Annotated in this window: 18 protein-coding genes; 17 read left to right on the forward strand and 1 reads right to left on the reverse strand. The window is 51.6% G+C overall.

Going from position 1 to position 16,957, the window contains the following annotated elements; all coding sequences use genetic code 11:
• Positions 1-2 precede the first annotated feature (2 nt).
• Positions 3-905 carry an NAD(P)H-dependent flavin oxidoreductase gene (locus ACTL32_RS13800; protein WP_441342034.1) on the forward strand — a complete coding sequence of 301 codons (903 nt, stop codon included), beginning with the start codon at positions 3-5 and terminating at the stop codon, positions 903-905.
• Between the two features lie 93 nt (positions 906-998).
• Here the strand turns inward: ACTL32_RS13800 and ACTL32_RS13805 are convergent, their stop codons facing one another.
• Positions 999-2,498 (reverse strand): LysM peptidoglycan-binding domain-containing protein, encoded by a 1,500-nt coding sequence (locus tag ACTL32_RS13805; RefSeq protein WP_441342035.1) that lies wholly within the window; start codon positions 2,496-2,498, stop codon positions 999-1,001.
• A 324-nt stretch (positions 2,499-2,822) separates the two neighbouring features.
• Between ACTL32_RS13805 and ACTL32_RS13810 the strand changes: the two genes are divergently transcribed.
• The 16 genes from ACTL32_RS13810 (at position 2,823) to ACTL32_RS13885 (ending at position 16,904) form a co-directional block, all read left to right on the forward strand.
• Positions 2,823-3,218 carry a PaaI family thioesterase gene (locus ACTL32_RS13810; RefSeq protein ID WP_441342036.1) on the forward strand — a complete coding sequence of 132 codons (396 nt, stop codon included), beginning with the start codon at positions 2,823-2,825 and terminating at the stop codon, positions 3,216-3,218.
• A 174-nt stretch (positions 3,219-3,392) separates the two neighbouring features.
• Positions 3,393-3,986, forward strand: a complete 594-nt coding sequence (locus ACTL32_RS13815; RefSeq protein ID WP_441342037.1) for a DUF4825 domain-containing protein — start codon at positions 3,393-3,395, stop codon at positions 3,984-3,986.
• Positions 3,987-4,212: 226 nt separating this feature from the next.
• Complete coding sequence (locus ACTL32_RS13820; protein ID WP_441342038.1) at positions 4,213-4,983, forward strand: glucose 1-dehydrogenase; 771 nt, start codon at positions 4,213-4,215, stop codon at positions 4,981-4,983.
• 19 nt (positions 4,984-5,002) lie between these two features.
• Positions 5,003-6,580 (forward strand): long-chain-fatty-acid--CoA ligase, encoded by a 1,578-nt coding sequence (locus ACTL32_RS13825; RefSeq protein ID WP_441342286.1) that lies wholly within the window; start codon positions 5,003-5,005, stop codon positions 6,578-6,580.
• A 20-nt stretch (positions 6,581-6,600) separates the two neighbouring features.
• Positions 6,601-7,776, forward strand: coding sequence for an acyl-CoA dehydrogenase family protein (locus tag ACTL32_RS13830; protein ID WP_441342039.1), 1,176 nt, complete (start codon positions 6,601-6,603; stop codon positions 7,774-7,776).
• A 28-nt stretch (positions 7,777-7,804) separates the two neighbouring features.
• Positions 7,805-8,569 (forward strand): 3-oxoacyl-ACP reductase FabG, encoded by a 765-nt coding sequence (fabG, locus tag ACTL32_RS13835; RefSeq protein WP_441342040.1) that lies wholly within the window; start codon positions 7,805-7,807, stop codon positions 8,567-8,569.
• 18 nt (positions 8,570-8,587) lie between these two features.
• Positions 8,588-9,037, forward strand: a complete 450-nt coding sequence (locus tag ACTL32_RS13840; RefSeq protein WP_441342041.1) for a MaoC family dehydratase N-terminal domain-containing protein — start codon at positions 8,588-8,590, stop codon at positions 9,035-9,037.
• Positions 9,034-9,432 (forward strand): MaoC/PaaZ C-terminal domain-containing protein, encoded by a 399-nt coding sequence (locus ACTL32_RS13845; protein ID WP_441342042.1) that lies wholly within the window; start codon positions 9,034-9,036, stop codon positions 9,430-9,432. The genes ACTL32_RS13840 and ACTL32_RS13845 overlap by 4 nt, the downstream gene beginning before the upstream one ends.
• A 30-nt stretch (positions 9,433-9,462) precedes the next feature.
• Positions 9,463-10,641: a thiolase family protein gene (locus ACTL32_RS13850; protein WP_441342043.1), complete on the forward strand. Its 1,179-nt coding sequence runs from the start codon at positions 9,463-9,465 to the stop codon at positions 10,639-10,641.
• 6 nt (positions 10,642-10,647) lie between these two features.
• A complete protein-coding gene (locus ACTL32_RS13855; protein WP_204892803.1) occupies positions 10,648-11,064 on the forward strand; it encodes an acyl-CoA thioesterase in 417 nt (138 codons plus the stop codon).
• Between the two features lie 28 nt (positions 11,065-11,092).
• Positions 11,093-12,241: an acyl-CoA dehydrogenase family protein gene (locus ACTL32_RS13860; protein WP_441342044.1), complete on the forward strand. Its 1,149-nt coding sequence runs from the start codon at positions 11,093-11,095 to the stop codon at positions 12,239-12,241.
• A gap of 16 nt (positions 12,242-12,257) precedes the next feature.
• On the forward strand, positions 12,258-13,121 hold the full coding sequence (locus tag ACTL32_RS13865) for a branched-chain amino acid ABC transporter permease (RefSeq protein ID WP_441342045.1): 864 nt from the start codon (positions 12,258-12,260) through the stop codon (positions 13,119-13,121).
• Entirely contained in the window at positions 13,122-14,132 is a 1,011-nt protein-coding gene (locus ACTL32_RS13870; RefSeq protein ID WP_441342046.1) for a branched-chain amino acid ABC transporter permease, read from the forward strand.
• Positions 14,133-14,149: 17 nt separating this feature from the next.
• Positions 14,150-14,926, forward strand: coding sequence for an ABC transporter ATP-binding protein (locus ACTL32_RS13875; protein ID WP_441342047.1), 777 nt, complete (start codon positions 14,150-14,152; stop codon positions 14,924-14,926).
• Entirely contained in the window at positions 14,910-15,617 is a 708-nt protein-coding gene (locus tag ACTL32_RS13880; RefSeq protein ID WP_441342048.1) for an ABC transporter ATP-binding protein, read from the forward strand. Before ACTL32_RS13875 ends, ACTL32_RS13880 begins: the two co-directional genes overlap by 17 nt.
• A gap of 93 nt (positions 15,618-15,710) precedes the next feature.
• Positions 15,711-16,904, forward strand: a complete 1,194-nt coding sequence (locus ACTL32_RS13885) for an ABC transporter substrate-binding protein (protein ID WP_441342049.1) — start codon at positions 15,711-15,713, stop codon at positions 16,902-16,904.
• The last annotated feature ends 53 nt before the right edge of the window (positions 16,905-16,957 follow it).

Consider the following 16,957-nt stretch of genomic DNA (forward strand, 5'->3'; position numbering starts at 1 on the left):
CCATGCTGAAACTGCCTTTGATCGTTTCGCCGATGTTTCTCGTTTCGACTCCGGAATTGGTCATTGAATCCGGAAAGGCGGGAGTTATCGGATCGTTTCCGCTGCTGAATGCACGTCCAGCGGAAACCTGCGCCGAATGGCTCAAGGAAATAAAAGCGGCGCTCGGAGACATCCCGTGGGCCGTCAACTTCATCAGCCATAAGGGTTCGAACAAACGGTACGATGAAGATGTCGAATTGATCCGCCGATACGAACCGCCGATCGTGATTACGTCGCTCGGCTCCCCGGCGGCCATCCTTGAAATCGTCCATGCCTACGGCGGATTGGTGTATTCCGATGTGGCGAATGTCCGCCATGCGAAAAAAGCCGCCGAAAGCGGCGTTGATGGCCTGATTCTGGTATGCGCCGGAGCAGGGGGACACGGCGGGACGCTCAATCCGTTCGCTTTTATCGCAGCGGTGAAGAAATTCTACGACGGCACCATCATTCTGTCAGGCGCGCTGTCGACGGGAGCGGATATTGCAGCTGCACGCCTCATGGGAGCGGATTATGCCTATATGGGCACCCGTTTCCTGGCGGCGGAAGAAAGCAGCGCTCCGGAAGAATACAAGCAGATGGTCATCGATTCGACAGTCGAAGACGTGCTTTATACCGATTCATTCAGCGGGGTGCCGGTCAATGTGCTGGTTCCGAGCCTCATCAAGCAGGGCATCGACCCGGCCGGCTTGAAGCCGAAACCGGAAGTGGACCTCTCCCACTTGGTTAATGCAAAGGCATGGCGCGATATCTGGTCAGCCGGCCATGGCGTCACGACGGTGACGAAAAAGGAGACGACCAAGGAAATCGTGGACACGCTCGTTGCTGAATACGAATCAAGCCTGGCAGAACTCAGTTCAATAAAATAATAGAGACGAACGTAAAAGAGGCGTCGCCGGTTCACCGGCGTCGCCTCTTTGTGTGAAAAAACCTGCTGCTCAAAAGAGCAACAGGGGTGTTAGTCAATTCATAGTGTAAAGGCGCTTGAATCCGTCAAAATGCTTGCCCCAGTAAACGTCGTCTAAGCTGGTGATCTGAACCTGGGTGCCTCCGGCATGGACGAATTTATTGTCGCCGATATAGATGCCCATATGGGAAATTCCGGCTTTATAAGTGTTGGAGAAGAACACCAAATCGCCTACTTGAGGAGTATCGACGTCATAAGAGCGTGCTTCGAACCCGACTGTATCAGTGCGGGAAACTTGTACCCCCGCCTGGTTGTATACGTAATAAATATAGCCGCTGCAGTCGAATCCGTTGATGGACGATCCGCCCCAGACATACGGCGTGCCGACCAGGGAAAGGCCGAGCGATACGACTTCCCCTGCAGTACCTCTGCCTGTTGAAGCCGGTGCAGAAACGGGCGCCGCCTGAGATTGGGGAGCTACCGCCGTGTTTTGGACTTTCAGAACTTGGCCGACGCGGATATTCGTCGAAGTCAAGTTGTTCCAATTCATCAGCTGGGTCATGGAAATGCCGTGCCGCACTGCGATACCCGACAATGTATCGCCTTTTACGACCTGATAGCTGCCGTTTGTCTGGATTGGAGAAGAAGCCGGAACAGGTGCCGGTTTAGCTGCTGGCGCCGGCTTGGCTGGAGTCGCTGCTGCCGTTTTTACAATCAGGAGTTGGCCGACATAAATATTCGTAGAAGATAAGCTGTTCCAGCTCATCAACTGGGCAAGCGTCGTTCCGTTGCGCTGGGCAATGCTTGATAGAGTATCACCTTTTGCAACTTTATATGATTTGGCGGCTTGTGCAGGAGCGGAAGCAGGTACCGGTTTCGCAGCCGGTGCCGTTTTTGCCGGCGCTACCGCAGGAGCTTTTACTTTCAGGACTTGGCCGACCCGGATATTGGCGGTGGCCAGGCTGTTCCAGCTCATCAGCTGGGCAGCGGTGATGCCGTGGCGCGACGCGATGCCTGAAACAGTATCGCCTTTTGCGACTTTATAAGTAGTAGGGGCGGCGACAGAAGCAGGTGCCTGCTTGGCAGGCGGTTTTGCAGCAGCTGCAGGGGCAGTCCCCCCGACTTTTAATTGCTGGCCAGCAAAAATATGGGGTGTCGCCATATTGTTCAATTTCTGGATTTCCCCGACTGATGTTTTATGTAAGAGGGCAATGCGTGAAAGCGTATCGCCGGATTTAACGGTATATGTAGTGGAACCGGCGGCAGGCGTTTGTGCCGGCTTAGCGCTTTTTGCTGCCGGCTTAGCGCTTTTTGCTGCCGGTGCCGGTTTGGCTGCTTGAGGCGGTGCCAGTTTCAGTACTTGGTTGGCGTAGAGAGTGTCGGACTTTAAGCCGTTCCATTTTTTCAGATCTGCTACAGAAATTTTATTGGATGAAGCGATTTTCCAAAGGCTGTCACCAGGTTTTGCTGTGTATGAGCTTGCTTCTGCATCTGTAACATTTAAAAGCAGTGCCAAAGAACCCGTTGCAAGTACCGAAAAAGCCATTTTCTTCATCTTTTATCCTCATCTCATTGTAGAATTTACTAAAAAAATAGTAAGAAAATACTGACATTTTTATGCTTATTTAATTGTATAGGTATTAAAAAGAATAGGCAATATGATTTAATATTACAATTGTGTTACAAATCGATGTGAATTGGTTTAATTGTAATTAATGTAAAAAAGGACAAAATATGATGCAAGGGTATTTCCGTCATGGAAGGTAGAAAGAGAGGGAAAGGTGTTTTTAACAAGCACCAAAATAAGGTTGAAAAATTTCCAGGCAATGGACATACTGAATGGTATGTAAAATGATTTGAAAAAGGAGGAACTTCAAAAATGGAAATGAAATCGAAAGAAGAAACGATTATCGGGACGTTGGGGATTGAATTTCTGGAAACGAGTGCGGACCGGGTAGTGGCAACAATGCCGGTCAATTCGGCAACACATCAGCCGTTTGGCTTGCTGCACGGAGGTGCGTCTGTCGTTTTGGCGGAATCGGTGGCGAGCGTCGGAACTTGGCAAGGAATCGATCAAGACAAGGAAATCGCCGTTGGGCTCGAAATCAATGCCAACCACATCAGAGGCAAAGCGTCGGGCATTGTAACGGCGACCGGGACTCCGCTCCACAAAGGGCGCAGTACGATGGTATGGGATATTAAAATTACAGACGAAGAGGACAAACTGATTTGTGTTTCAAGGTGCACCGTGGCTATCGTAAAAAGGACCCGTTAAAATCTTTAGAAGAAATGCACGTAGAACCTACTTGCAGCCGATAATCCAATGGCTCTATAAAATCTCTCGCCTTGCCAAAAACAGAGCGGGAGATTTTTTATGGAATTTTCAGGAACTTTTTCCCATTTCAAACGTACAAATAAGTACTGAAGAAATTGGAGAAGGAGGGAGACGATGAAAAAGCTGGTCTATGGGATCCTAATAATGGGAATTTTGCTGATGGCAGCCTGCTCGGCTGAAGCGACAGGAGAAATCAGAAAAATTGGGGATACGGATGCGGAGGCATTCGCGGAACTTGCCGGCACCCAAGTAGGGGACAATTCCAAAGTGATTGAGATCGTTCAATTGCTGCCGGGAGCGGAAACGATGAAAGAGCTCGATTTGCGTGGAGAGAAAATCAGAGTTTCATATGGCGCAAAAAAAGATTCGATCCCCCAAGAAGAGATTTTTGCATTTTGGTTTGATGAGAATGACGCCATGGAAAAAAACTTTTTTTACAACGCAGTATACCTGACGCTGCTTGTTCCGAACTCCAACAAGTATATTCTGGCTATTGAAGATTTTTCGTTCAGCATTCAGCGGGAAGAGATGTTGGCGGCGTTGGCTGAAAGATTTCCGGCGTTCCCGGCAGGCGAAGCTGCGAATGAGGAAGCGGCAATCGCGGAGTTCATTCATGCCCATGAAGCGGAAATTGAGGAATGGACCAGTGCGAATGTTTCCCGGAACAAGTTTTTCCTTGCCCATCCAATCGCTTATACTTCGAGATGAACAAGCCATTATCCAGCTGGCTTGTTTTTCTTTAAGGATTAAATTATCAGAAAAAATAAAATCTTTATTGAAAAATTGGGAAACAGTAGGTTATACTAATTTTCAAGAAAAGATAAAGCGCTTACATCCGGCTTTCGAAAAGAAGCTGGATAAATTTTTACAAATAACATACCGGTCGTTTAGTATTTACATACCGAACGTTCAGTATAAAGTGGAGGAATGATAAATGGAGAAAGCATTGTTTGATTTGAGGGGCCGAACGGCACTCGTCACAGGCGGCGGCAGCGGTCTGGGGCGGGCTATTGCAGAGGCATTTGCGGAATACGGCGCAGACATCGCTGTCTGTTCGCGAAAAGTGGAGAATTGCCAGGAAACAGCTGATTGGATTGAAAAAACCTTTGGAGTCAAAGCGAAAGCCTATCCATGCGATGTCAGCAGCGAAGAACAGATAACAGAAACCGTGGAACGTGTCCTTCAGGATTTTGGAAAAATCGACATCCTAGTCAATAATAGCGGTGCGACTTGGGGGGAATATGTGCAGGACATGCCGCTTGCTGCCTGGCAAAAAGTTCTGAACGTCAACGTCACGGGCACGTTTCTCATGTCCAAGGCAGTAGGCAATCACATGATTTCAAACGGCTACGGCAAAATCATCAATATCGGGTCCGTTGCAGGAATCCGTGCAGAGCCGCCGGAAGTGCTCAATGCTATCGGCTACAGCACCAGCAAAGCGGCGGTGCACCATTTCACAAGAGATCTTGCACGCAAATGGGCAGGGCACGGGCTTTACGTCAACGCCATTGCGCCAGGATTTTTCGAAACGAAAATGACCAAGCACGTCATTGCCCGGAATGCCGAGAAAATTGTCCACAATAACCCGATGAAAAAACTGGGGGACATGAAATCCCTCCAAGGAGCCGCCCTTTTTCTGGCCGGAGCGGCAAGCGATTACATCACCGGACAGGTCATTGCGGTGGACGGGGGAAGTTCACTCTAGAAGGAGGGGAAGAAAAATGATGGAAAGGCCATGGCTGCAGCATGTAGTACCAGGAAATCCGAAAGAAGTGCAGATTCCGGAACTTCCGCTGGCTCAATTTTACAGACAATCGGCCCGGCAATATCCCGGCCATACAGCAGTGACATTTTTTCAGAACACATATACATACAGTGAGCTGTCGGACCGGATTGATCGCGCAGCTCGCCTGCTCTATGCCCAAGGCATCCGGAAAGGGGACCGGGTGGCGATCATGCTGCCGAACTGTCCGCAATACCCGGTCAGCTTTTACGGCGCCCTTGCCTGCGGAGCGACGGTCGTCCAGCTGAACCCAATGTTCCAGCCGGCGGAACTGCTGCATATCCTGAATGATTCCGAAACGAAAATGCTGATCATCCTGGACCGGCTGCTGCCGCTTTTTGACAGCATCAAAGACAAGACGCCGGTAGAGGAAGTCCTCGCAGTAGGATTGGAAGATGATTTCGTCCAAGAAGAACTTTTGGGGGAGATGCCCGAACCTGCAATCAATCCGAAAGAAGATGTGGCGGTCCTGCAGTATACCGGCGGAACGACAGGGCTTCCCAAAGGCGCCATGCTCACCCATTACAACATCGTCGCCAATACGGTGCAGAGTGCTGCAACGGGTCACGTGAAAACCCGGCGCGGCGAAGAGCGGGTGCTGACAATCTCTCCGCTCTTCCATGTGTATGGCATGACGAGCGGGATGTCGGTGACATTCTTCAATGGCGGAAATTTGATCCTCGTCCCGAAATTCGAAGTGGCACAAGTCGTTGAGCTGATCGAAGCGACCAAGCCGACGGCATTTCCGGGTGTTCCGACCATGTATATCGCCTTGCTGAATTATTACAAGACGAAAAGATTCGATTTAAGCTGCCTCTCTACTTGCACCAGCGGATCGGCGCCTTTGCCGCTTGAAGTCATCGAAAAGTTCAACGCCATCAGCGGAACGAAAGTCGCTGAAGGTTACGGCCTATCGGAAGCTTCACCGGTGACCCACCGCAATCCGATCGAGGGAATGCAGAAAAACGGCAGCATCGGAATTCCCTTGCCGAACACAGATGCCCGCATTGTCGATGTGGCGACCGGTTTGGAGACTCTGCCGGCGGGCAGGGTCGGTGAACTTGTCATCAAAGGCCCGCAGGTAATGAAGGGCTATTGGAACAAACCGGAAGAAACCGCGCAAGCTATCCGCGACGGCTGGCTGTTCACAGGGGACTTGGCGAAGATGGATGAGGACGGCTTCTTTTACATCGCTGGCCGGAAAAAAGAGATGATTTTAGCGGGCGGCTTCAATGTCTACCCGATCGAAGTGGAAAATGCTATTTACCGGCATCCCGCCGTACTTGAGGCAGCCGTGTTCGGGATGCCGGATGAATACCGGGGCGAAACCGTCCGGGCAGCTATTGTGCTGAAGGAAGGGGCAGAACTTACCGAAGAGGAACTGATTGCTTTTTGCCGCAAGGAACTTGCGGCGTACAAAGTGCCGGACGGTGTAGTTTTTGTAGATGAACTGCCGAAGACAACAGTCGGGAAGATATTAAAACGCGCATTGAAAGAACATTTCACCAAACAGACCTAAAAAGAAATGGGGAAGCTATTATGCATTTGCGATTGACAGAAGAACAGGAAATGGTCCGCAAAACGATCCGGAGATTTGTAGATAAGGAATTGATTCCGCTTGAGAATGAAGTATTGAAAAATGAACGCGAAGGGCGCCCGGGAATTTCCAAGGAAAAAATGAAAGAGCTGCAGCAAAGAGCGCGGGAATTCGGCTTTTGGGGCATCAATACCCCTGAAGAATATGGCGGAGCGGACATGGGCCAGATGATGATGGCGCTCGTTTTGATGGAAGTGTCGAAAACTTTCGTGCCGTTCACGTTCGGCGGATCGGCAGATAACATCCTTTACTACGGCAACGAGGAGCAGAAACAGAAATACTTGATTCCGACCATCAACGGCGAAAAGAAATCCTGCTTCGCCATGACGGAGCCGGACGCAGGATCGGATACGCAGAACTTGAAAATGACGGCTGTCAAAGACGGCGATGAATGGGTGCTGAACGGCGAAAAAACGTTTATCACCGGAGGCAATGAAGCGGATTTCGTGATGGTCATTGCCATTACGGACAAAGAGCTGCATTCGAAAACCGGACGTGAAGGCGTGACGTGCTTTATCGTCGATCGGGACATGGGCTGGAAATCGGAATATATCGATACGATGGGCGAATGGGGGCCGGCCGGGCTGGTGTTCGACAACGTGCGGGTGCCGGAGGCGAATATTCTCGGCGAAGTCAACGGCGGCTACAACCTCGGATTGGAATGGATCGGCTTTGCGCGCTGGGTGGTCGGGGCACGCGCAGTCGGCATGGCGGAACGCCTGCTGCAAATGGCCATCGACTATTCGAAAGAGCGCAAGACGTTCGGCAAACCGATTGCCGAACGCCAAGCGATTCAATGGCCGATTGCAGACTCCGCAGTAGAAATCGAGGCGGCGAAATGGCTGGTGCTGAATGCGGCATTTACGCTCGATCAAGGAGAAGACAATCGCCATTTGGCATCGATGGCAAAATTGTACGGCGCAAATATGGGCAACCGCGTTGTTGACCGAGTGCTTCAGATTCATGGAGGCATGGGCTACACACGGGAATTGCCGATTGAGCGCTGGTACCGTGAAGCCCGGCTTTGGAGAATTTACGACGGCACGGATGAAATTCAGCGCATGATCATTTCGCGGAACTTGTTGAAAGGGCATGTGAAAATAGGGCAATTCATCTAAATCCAAGGAATGAAAGGGAGTCATTGATATGGGAAACAATTTTAAAGGAAGAACCGCATTCGTCACCGGGGGCAGCCGGGGAATTGGCAAGGAGATTGCTGAACGGTTTGCCAGTGAAGGGGCGAATGTCGCCATCATTGACGTCAACGCGGAAGCGCTGAATGAAACAGAAACGGAATTTCAGGGAAAAGGCTATTCCGTCTATACGAAAAATGCCAGCGTCACCGACAAAGAGCAAATTGAAGGAGCGATGAAAGAGGTTTTCGAGAAATACGGCTCTATCGATATTCTGGTCAATAATGCAGGCGTGATCCGTGACAATATGCTGTTTAAAATGACGGATGACGACTGGCTGACTGTGATGGATGTCCACTTGAAAGGCGCATTCTATGCAACCCGGGCTGCCCAAACATACATGACGCAGAATAAATACGGCCGCATCATCAATATTTCTTCCACTTCGGCTCTAGGAAACCGGGGACAAGCGAACTATGCCACTGCCAAGTCCGGCCTCCAAGGGTTTACGAAGACATTGGCGATCGAACTCGGCAAGTTCGGCATCACCGCCAACTCAGTGGCGCCAGGGTTTATTGAAACGGACATGACGAAAGCGACAGCGGAACGGATCGGCATTCCGTTTGAAGAATTGATTAAAGCGAGCGTGTCCGCCATTCCGGTCAACCGGAGCGGCCGGCCGGCGGATATCGCTAATGCCGTAGCGTTTTTTGCAGATGAACGTTCATCGTTTGTCAGCGGGCAAGTGCTGTATGTAGCGGGCGGGCCGAAAAATTAACCGAGGGAGGCGAATGCTGTGCTGAAAGCGAGCATTGGTAAACGATCCGAGAAAGTGAAAAATACGATTGAAAGGGGAGCCGTCCGGAAATTTGCGGAAGCGATCGGTGATCCGGCGCCCATATATCTTGATGAAGAGGCGGCAGCGAATTCTAAATTTGGGCGGAATATCGCCCCGCCGACTTTTCCGGTGACATTCGACGCCGGGACCATTCCGGAATTGAAACTGCCGGCAAAAGGCTTGATCCACGGCGAACAGATCTACCATTACACGCGCCCGCTATTTGTCGGGGAAAATGTGTATTGCTGGATGGAAGTCAAAGATTATTACGAAAAAAGCGGCGGCTTCGGCGAAATGGGCTTTTTGGTCATGACGAAATACGGGGAAGATGCGGAAGGTGAATTGCTCTTCACCGAAGAACGAATCGTCATCATCAACGAAGCAGCCAGAAAGGAGATGCCGGTATGAAACGCATAATGGATCTTGGAGTAGGAGAGGCTTTGGACGAGATCGAAATGGCGCCAGTTACGCGCCTCGATTTGATTAAATATGCAGGGGCTTCGGGTGATTTCAACCCGATTCACACCATTGACGCAGAAGCGGAAGGAGCAGGGCTCCCGGGTATTATCGCACACGGCATGTGGACGATGGGCAACCTGGCAAAATTATTCACCCCTCACCTTACGGAAGGGTTTCTGCAGGATTATGCCATCCGCTTCAAAGGCATGGTGTTCATCGGAGACGTCATCACCTTGAAAGCCGTAGTAGCGGACCGGCAGGAAGGGCAAGTGAAATTCACGGTACAGGCAGTCAATCAGCAAGGAAAAGATGTGTTGAAAGGAGATGCCGTTTTTTCTCTTTGAAAACGCATCCCGGAAAAGGAGGAATGGACATTGGCAAATAACAGAGACGCAGTCATCGTTTCAGCGGTACGGACGGCGATCGGCCGGCAAGGCGGAGCACTCGCTTCGGTCCCGGCCCATGTTTTCGGCGCTGAGGCGGTAAAAGAAGCATTGAAGCGTGCGAAAGTGGATTCGGAATTGGTGGATGATATCATCCTGGGCAACGTACTGAGCGGGGGAGGGAATATAGCGCGGCTAACTGCTTTGCAGACGGGCCTGGGGACGCATCTGTCGGGGCTTACAGTAGACCGCCAATGCGGGTCGGGCATCAACGCCGTCAACTTGGCGGCCCAGGCTATCGCAGCAGGCGACGGGGATATTTACATAGCTGGCGGAGTGGAAAGCATGAGCCAGGCGCCTTATTTGATGGCACGGCCGGAAAAAGCATACAATGCCGCCCCGCCGAAATTCCGGAAATCCCAATTGGCACCGAAAGAAATCGGGGATCCGCCAATGGGCATTACTGCTGAAAACCTGGCAGAGAAATATGAGATCAGCCGTGAAGAACAGGACGCATTTGCGCTTCAAAGCCAGGAGCGGGCCGCAAAGGCCATGGAAGAAGGCCGGTTTGACGAGCAGATTGTGCCGATTACCATTCCAGTCCGAAAAGGGGAGCCGACTGTCTTTGATAAAGATGAGCACCCGCGCCCGCAGACGACAAAAGAGGCATTGGCCAAATTGCCCCCCGTGTTTCTTGAAGGCGGTACGGTAACAGCCGGAAGCAGCTCAGGGTTGAATGATGCAGCCTCGGCCGTAGTGCTGATGTCGAGGGAAAAAGCCGAGGAACTGGGGCTGGCTTCATTGGGGGTAATCCGTGCGCATGCCGTGGCAGGCGTCGACCCGAACATTATGGGAATCGGCCCGGTGCCGGCCACGCAGAAAGTGTTGGAGAAAGCCGGGCTTTCTTTGGATGACATCGATGTCATCGAAATCAATGAGGCATTTGCTTCGCAAGTGCTTGCCTGTGATAAGGAACTCGGAATGGATATGGACAAAGTGAATATCAACGGCGGGGCCATCGCACTCGGCCATCCACTCGGGGCAACGGGAGCGATCCTGCTGACGAAAGCGGTTTATGAGTTGGAACGCTCGGGGGGGAGATATGCCCTGGTCACCGCCTGCATCGGCGGCGGACAAGGCATTGCAACAATCATCGAACGGGAAGGATGACGCAGCGTGAAAGAAAAACCGGAAATCAATGTATATGTAAGGTTTTGTGAAACCGATGCCGGCGGCCATGTCAGCAATACCAGCTATTTCTTTTATATGGAAGAAGCCCGGTCAAAGTTCTTCCAGGCGATCGGCTTTACCGGAGCTGAAAACCGGGGGAACATCGATTTTATCATCGCTTCGACAGCTTGTGATTTTCTGGCTCAAGCCTATGCCGGCCAGACGCTTCTGGTCAAGACGACCGTCGACCGGATCGGCTCCAAAAGCTTCAAGCTGGTGCATGAATTGACAGAAGCGGAATCCGGAACAAAGATCGCTTCAGGAAGCGCGACCATCGTATGCTTCGATTACCAAAAGCAGCAAACCGAACCGATTCCAGACCGATTGCGCAAATCGCTGGAGGAATTTCTTATCCCCGCCTGATAAGGCGGACAAGGAAAGGGCTGGCGCAATGGATTTTACACTGGATCAGGACATTCAATCTCTCCGGCGAAGCGTCCGGGACTTTATCCAAAACGAAGTGGAGGCAACGGCACAGCAGATCGAAGATGACAATGAAATTCCCGAGCGCATCGTCAGGCTCTCAAAGGAAATGGGGCTGTTCGGATTGAGCATCCCCGAGGAATATGGCGGACTCGGCATCAATATGGTCGGTAAATGCGCATTATACGAGGAAATCGGCGCGACCCATAACGGCTATACGACGTTGATCGGTGCCCATACCGGCATCGGCACCGTCGGCATTGTGGAAATGGGCGATGAACGGCAAAAGCGCTTGTATCTTCCGGACATGGCAGCCGGCGACCGCGTTGGCGCGTTTGCGCTGACCGAGCCGCAAGCAGGTTCGCAAGCGACGAATTTGAAAACGACGGCCGTTAAAAAGGGCGATAAGTATATTCTCAACGGCACTAAGCATTACATCACCAATGCGACCAAAGCGGATGTGTTTACGGTTATGGCTGTCACGGATCCGTCCAAAGGCGCGAAAGGCATTACATCGTTCATTGTGGAAAAAGGGTTTCCGGGTTTTCGGGTCGGCGCGGTCGAAAAGAAAATGGGGCTTCGCGGTTCCCATTCGGCTGAAGTGATTATGGAAGACTGCGAAGTGCCCGCTGGAAATGTCCTTGGAGAAGAAGGGCAAGGCTATGTCAATGCCTTGAAAATCCTGGCGAATGGCAGAGCAGGCTTGGCAGCCCGGAATTTGGGCTCTTCCCAAAAACTGCTTGATATGTCTGTGAAATACGCCAAAGGACGCATCCAGTTTGACAAACCGATCATGGAACACCAAGCGGTCGCCCATATGCTGGCGGAAATGGCAGTGGATGTGGAAGTGCTGCGGTCATTCGTGTACCGGGTGGCCTGGCTGGTTGATGAAGACCGGCAAGTGATCAAAGAAGCGGCGATGCTGAAGCTGTTCGGCTCAGAAGCTTACAGCCGGGTGGCCGACAAAGCGGTGCAGGTCCACGGCGGCCTCGGCTATATCGCTGATTATCCGATTGAGCGGTTTTACCGGGATGCCCGTATTGCCCGTATCTACGAAGGAACTTCTGAAATTCAGAAGAACATCATCGCCGGCCGGCTGGACAAGGAATATTCGTAAGTGAGGAGGGGAAAGCATGGATTTATTTCTTCAGCAAGTATTTAACGGACTCACTCTTGGAAGCGTTTACACGCTGGTCGCCATCGGATTGACACTCGTTTTCGGGATTCTCCATATCCCGAACTTTGCCCATGGCGCGCTGTACTTGATCGGGGGCTATGTCACACTCGTTGCCATGCAAAGCATGGGGGTGCATTATTTTGTGGCGATTCTTATTTCCATCATCGTGGTGGCGCTGATCGGGGTGCTGATGGAGCGCCTTGTATTCCATCCGCTCCGGAATTCGCCGCCGATACATGACAAAATAGCGGCCATCGGTCTTGTGCTGTTTTTCGAAGCACTCGTTCAGCTCATCTGGGGCACCGAGTATCAGCGGATGATCACGCCTTTCGGCAATAATATTTCGATAGCGGGCGTATCGATGACCAGCCAGCGGGTGTTGGTGATTGCGGTCGCGGTGGTCGTCGTGTTCCTGTTGACGCTGTTCTTGAAAAAGACCATGATCGGCGCCTCGATCCTGGCGATGGCCCAGAACCGTGAAGGTGCATTCCTGGTCGGCATCAACGCCAATGCCGTCGCGATGATGACGTTCGCCATCTCCGGCGCGCTCGCAGCAATCGCGGCTTCCCTTGCTTCTCCGATCAACCTGGTTTTTCCGGCAATGGGGCATCTGGTCATTTTGAAAGCGTTCGTCGTCGTTATCATCGGCGGCATGGGAAGCATCCCGGGCGCGATCATCGCCGGCCTTCTCCTCGGGCTGACCGAAAGCATGGGTGCGACGTATATTTCGAACGACTACAAGGATATGATTGCTTTCCTTCTGCTGATCGTCATTATGACGGTACGTCCTAAAGGGCTCTTTGCGAAGGGGGTTTACTAAATGGGGAAAATCTTCACCCAGCGCAACGTCATCATCGCCCTTATCATTTTCGCCTTGGTGTTTCCGCTGATCTATGCCGATAACCGCTACGTGCTCCACGTCATGACGATCGGCTTTATTTTCACCATCAGTGTTTATGGAATGAATATCATTGCCGGCTTCACCGGCCAATTGTCGCTTGCCCATGCCGGCTTTTTTGCAATCGGCGCTTATACGCTGGGCATTCTTACTACGAGAAATGAAATGAACTTCTGGCTCGCCCTTTTGCTGGCCGTCCTTCTGACCAGCGTCGCCGGCCTTGTGCTCGGTTTGATTGCGCTTCGCACAAAAGAGCATTTCTTTGCGATCTATACATTGATCGTCGGCTATCTGATCTATCTGCTGATCGACAAATGGGATGGCCTGACCGGCGGTGTGCGCGGGCTCATCGGCATTCCGATGCCCGATCCGATCGGTCCGCTGGCATTCGAGTCGGCAACCTCGATGTATTACCTGGTCCTGGCCTTTTTGCTGCTGTCAATTTTCGTAGCGGTGCGGATTGTCCGTTCTTTGACCGGCAGAACCTACATCGCCATCCGAAACAGCGAAGAGCTGGCGCAGACACTCGGCATCAATACCCGGTTCAACAAACTCGTGTCGTTTGTCATATCGGTCGCCTATGCGGGGCTGGCGGGAGCTTTATATGCGGCGCTCACCCGCTTTATCGGCCCGGACGTCGCCAGCACGAACATGGTCTTCAACTTTCTCATGTACCTGATTGTCGGCGGCATCGGCACATTGTCCGGCCCGATTGTAGGTACCATGCTGTTTGTCTGGCTTGAGCAATTTCTGCGTAGCTACCAGGAATACCATTTGCTGATTTTCGGGCCGATCCTGGTCATCATGGTTATTTTCTTTCCGACCGGAATCGTCGGCGGGTTCTATAAATTCAAAGCGAAACTCCAGCATAAGAAATTGCCGCGGGAGAATAAATACTTCAATCCGGTGCCAGTGAAATCCACGAAAAAATAACGCAGGGGGAATCCAATGTGGCATTTATCGAAGTGAAAGGAATTACCAAGAAATTCGGCGGCTTGACTGCGGTGGATAGTGTGGATTTCGAGATTGAACAAGGCAAGATCACGGCGATCATCGGTCCGAACGGGGCAGGCAAATCAACGTTCTTCAATTTGATCAACGGCTTCCACAAACCGACATCCGGAAGCATCTTCTTTGAAGGGCGGGACATCACTAAGCTGCCGGTCCATCAAGGCGCCCGGCTCGGAATCGCCCGGACTTTCCAGACCACCCACCTGTTCGAGCAGTCAACGGTGATCGACAACGTCATTGTCGGCCATCGGCTGCGGACAAAATCGACTCTGTTCGACGCCATCTTCCGAACCAAAAGGGAAAAGGAAGAAGAACAATTGGCATACCGGAAAGCGATGGAAGCGCTCGAGTTTGCGGGCATTGTCCAGCTGGCAGAGACACCGGTATCGACCATCACCCAAGAAGCGAAAAAGCGCGTAGCGATCGCGCTTGCCCTTGCGACAGAGCCGAAAGTCATGTTTCTGGATGAGCCAGCAGCCGGCATCAACCCGGAAGAAACGGAAGGGTTGGCGCAGTTGATGAAAAAGCTGGCAGCAAGCGGCATTACAGTCTGCACGATTGAACACAAAATGCAGATGATTATGGGCATGGCGGATAAAATCATGGTATTGAACCAAGGCGCAAAAATCGCTGAAGGCACGCCGGATGAAATCAAGAACAATCCGGTGGTCATCGAAGCGTATCTGGGGGGCGAAGCCATTGCTGAAGCTAACTGACACAACTGTGAAATTCGGCGCATTCGAAGCCTTGTCGAAAATCAATATCGAAGTGCAGGAAGGAGAACTGGTCGTGCTCCTCGGGGCGAACGGCGCGGGCAAGAGCACCATCTTCAATACGATCAGCGGCTTGAACAAGCCGGCATCCGGGGAGATCACTTTCCTAGGCAAACGGGTCAACGGCTATTCGCCGGACCGGATGGTCAAAGAAGGAATTGTCCAATGTCCCGAGGGCAAAAAACTGTTTCCCGATATGTCGGTCCAACAGAACTTGATGATGGGCGGCTTTGTCCACCGGCGCCATAAAGGGCAGTTGAAGGAATCCCTTGAAGAAGTGTATGAACTGTTTCCAATCTTGAAAGAGAAAAGGGAAAATGCAGCCGGTTCCTTGAGCGGCGGGCAGCAGCAGATGGTGGCGATTGGACGTGCCCTCATGGCTCGGCCAAAGCTGATCATGCTGGATGAGCCTTCGATCGGTTTGGCGCCGCTCATTGTCGAGCAGATGTTTTCAACCATCAAACAAATCAACCAAAGCGGGACGACTGTCCTGCTGGCCGAGCAAAATGCCAACGCAGCCTTGAAAATCGCAGGCCGCGCTTACGTAATCGAAAACGGGTCAGTGGTCCTGCAGGGCAGAAGCGAAGAATTATTTAACAATGATGCAATCCGCAAAGCGTACATCGGCGCCTGATGGAAATTGGCGGGAGGAAGGCTTAAAGGAGGTGAAGACCGCCTTCGCAATTGGTTGAGCATGACATTCATCAAACAAAGGGGAGAGATTTGAATGCATTCATTGAAAAAAAGCGTGTTCGGCAGTTTCTTGTTGTTGTTGATTTTGATACTGGCAGCTTGCGGCGAGGAAGAAGGATCGACGGATGCTGATGCAAGCGGCGGCGGTTCAGGCGGCGGAGAAGTGACGATCGGCTATAGCGGCCCTTTGAGCGGACCGGCGGCTTCCTATGGAGAAGAAACGTTGAAAGGTTTGAAGATTGCAGTAGAAGACATCAATGAAGAAGGCGGCATTGAAGTGGATGGAAAAACCTACACTTTCAAGCTTGAAACAATCGATGATAAATACTTGCCGAACGAAACGGCTGCGAATGCCAAGCGTCTCGTGCAAGAAGAAAATGCCAAATTCATCTACAGCCCTCATAGCGGCGGAATCTACGCCATGCAAGTGTTCAACGAAATGGAAGACTTCGTCATCATGGGCTATACGAGTGAGCCGGGCGTAACGGAACAGGGCAATGCACTGAATGTCCGCATCCCGCCTCGCTACGACCAATACCTCGAACCGTTCACGGATTACGAAATGGAACGTTTCGGCAAAAAAATCGCATTCCTTCCGACAGCCAGCCAATACGGCAAAGACTGGGCGGAAATGCTTAAGCCGGTATGGGAAGAAAAAGGCGGCGAAGTGGTCTTCGATGAGTCGATCGACTTCAGCAAAGATACCGATTTCCAGACCATCGTAGCGAACGCATTGGAAGAAAAACCGGATGTGCTCTTTATCGGAGGTCCATCAGAGCCAACAGCGCTTGTTGCCAAACAGGCACGCGACCTTGGATTTGAAGGCGGTTTCCTGATCATGGACCAGGCGAAATTGGATGAAATGGCGGCTGTCCTTGGCGGCAATTATGACTTGCTTGAAGGCGCGATTTCTACGACGCCATTGGTCAACACAGAATTCCCAGGCACGGCTGCTTATATCGAAAGATACAAAGAAAACAACGACCGCGACCCGAGCGCGGAATCGGCCTTCCATTATGTCTCGTTATATGTCTTAGCGGAAGCGATGAAAGAGGCCGGTTCTGTCGATGATACAAAAGCGATCATGGCGGCCATGGACAAAGGGGCGAAAAACCTGCCTGAAGAGAAGCAAGTGTACGTGATTCCTGAAGTGGCGGAAGATGGCGGCTTCGGCTCAATGCTCCGCATGGCGTATATCGAGGATGGCGAACTGCAGATTATGGAGTAAGGGCGCATCAAGCGGAAAGGGAGAGTACATGCTGTACTCTCTAGGAGGTCGAG

The organism is Planococcus sp. FY231025, from assembly GCF_052078085.1.
Taxonomy (GTDB): Bacteria; Bacillota; Bacilli; order Bacillales_A; family Planococcaceae; genus Planococcus.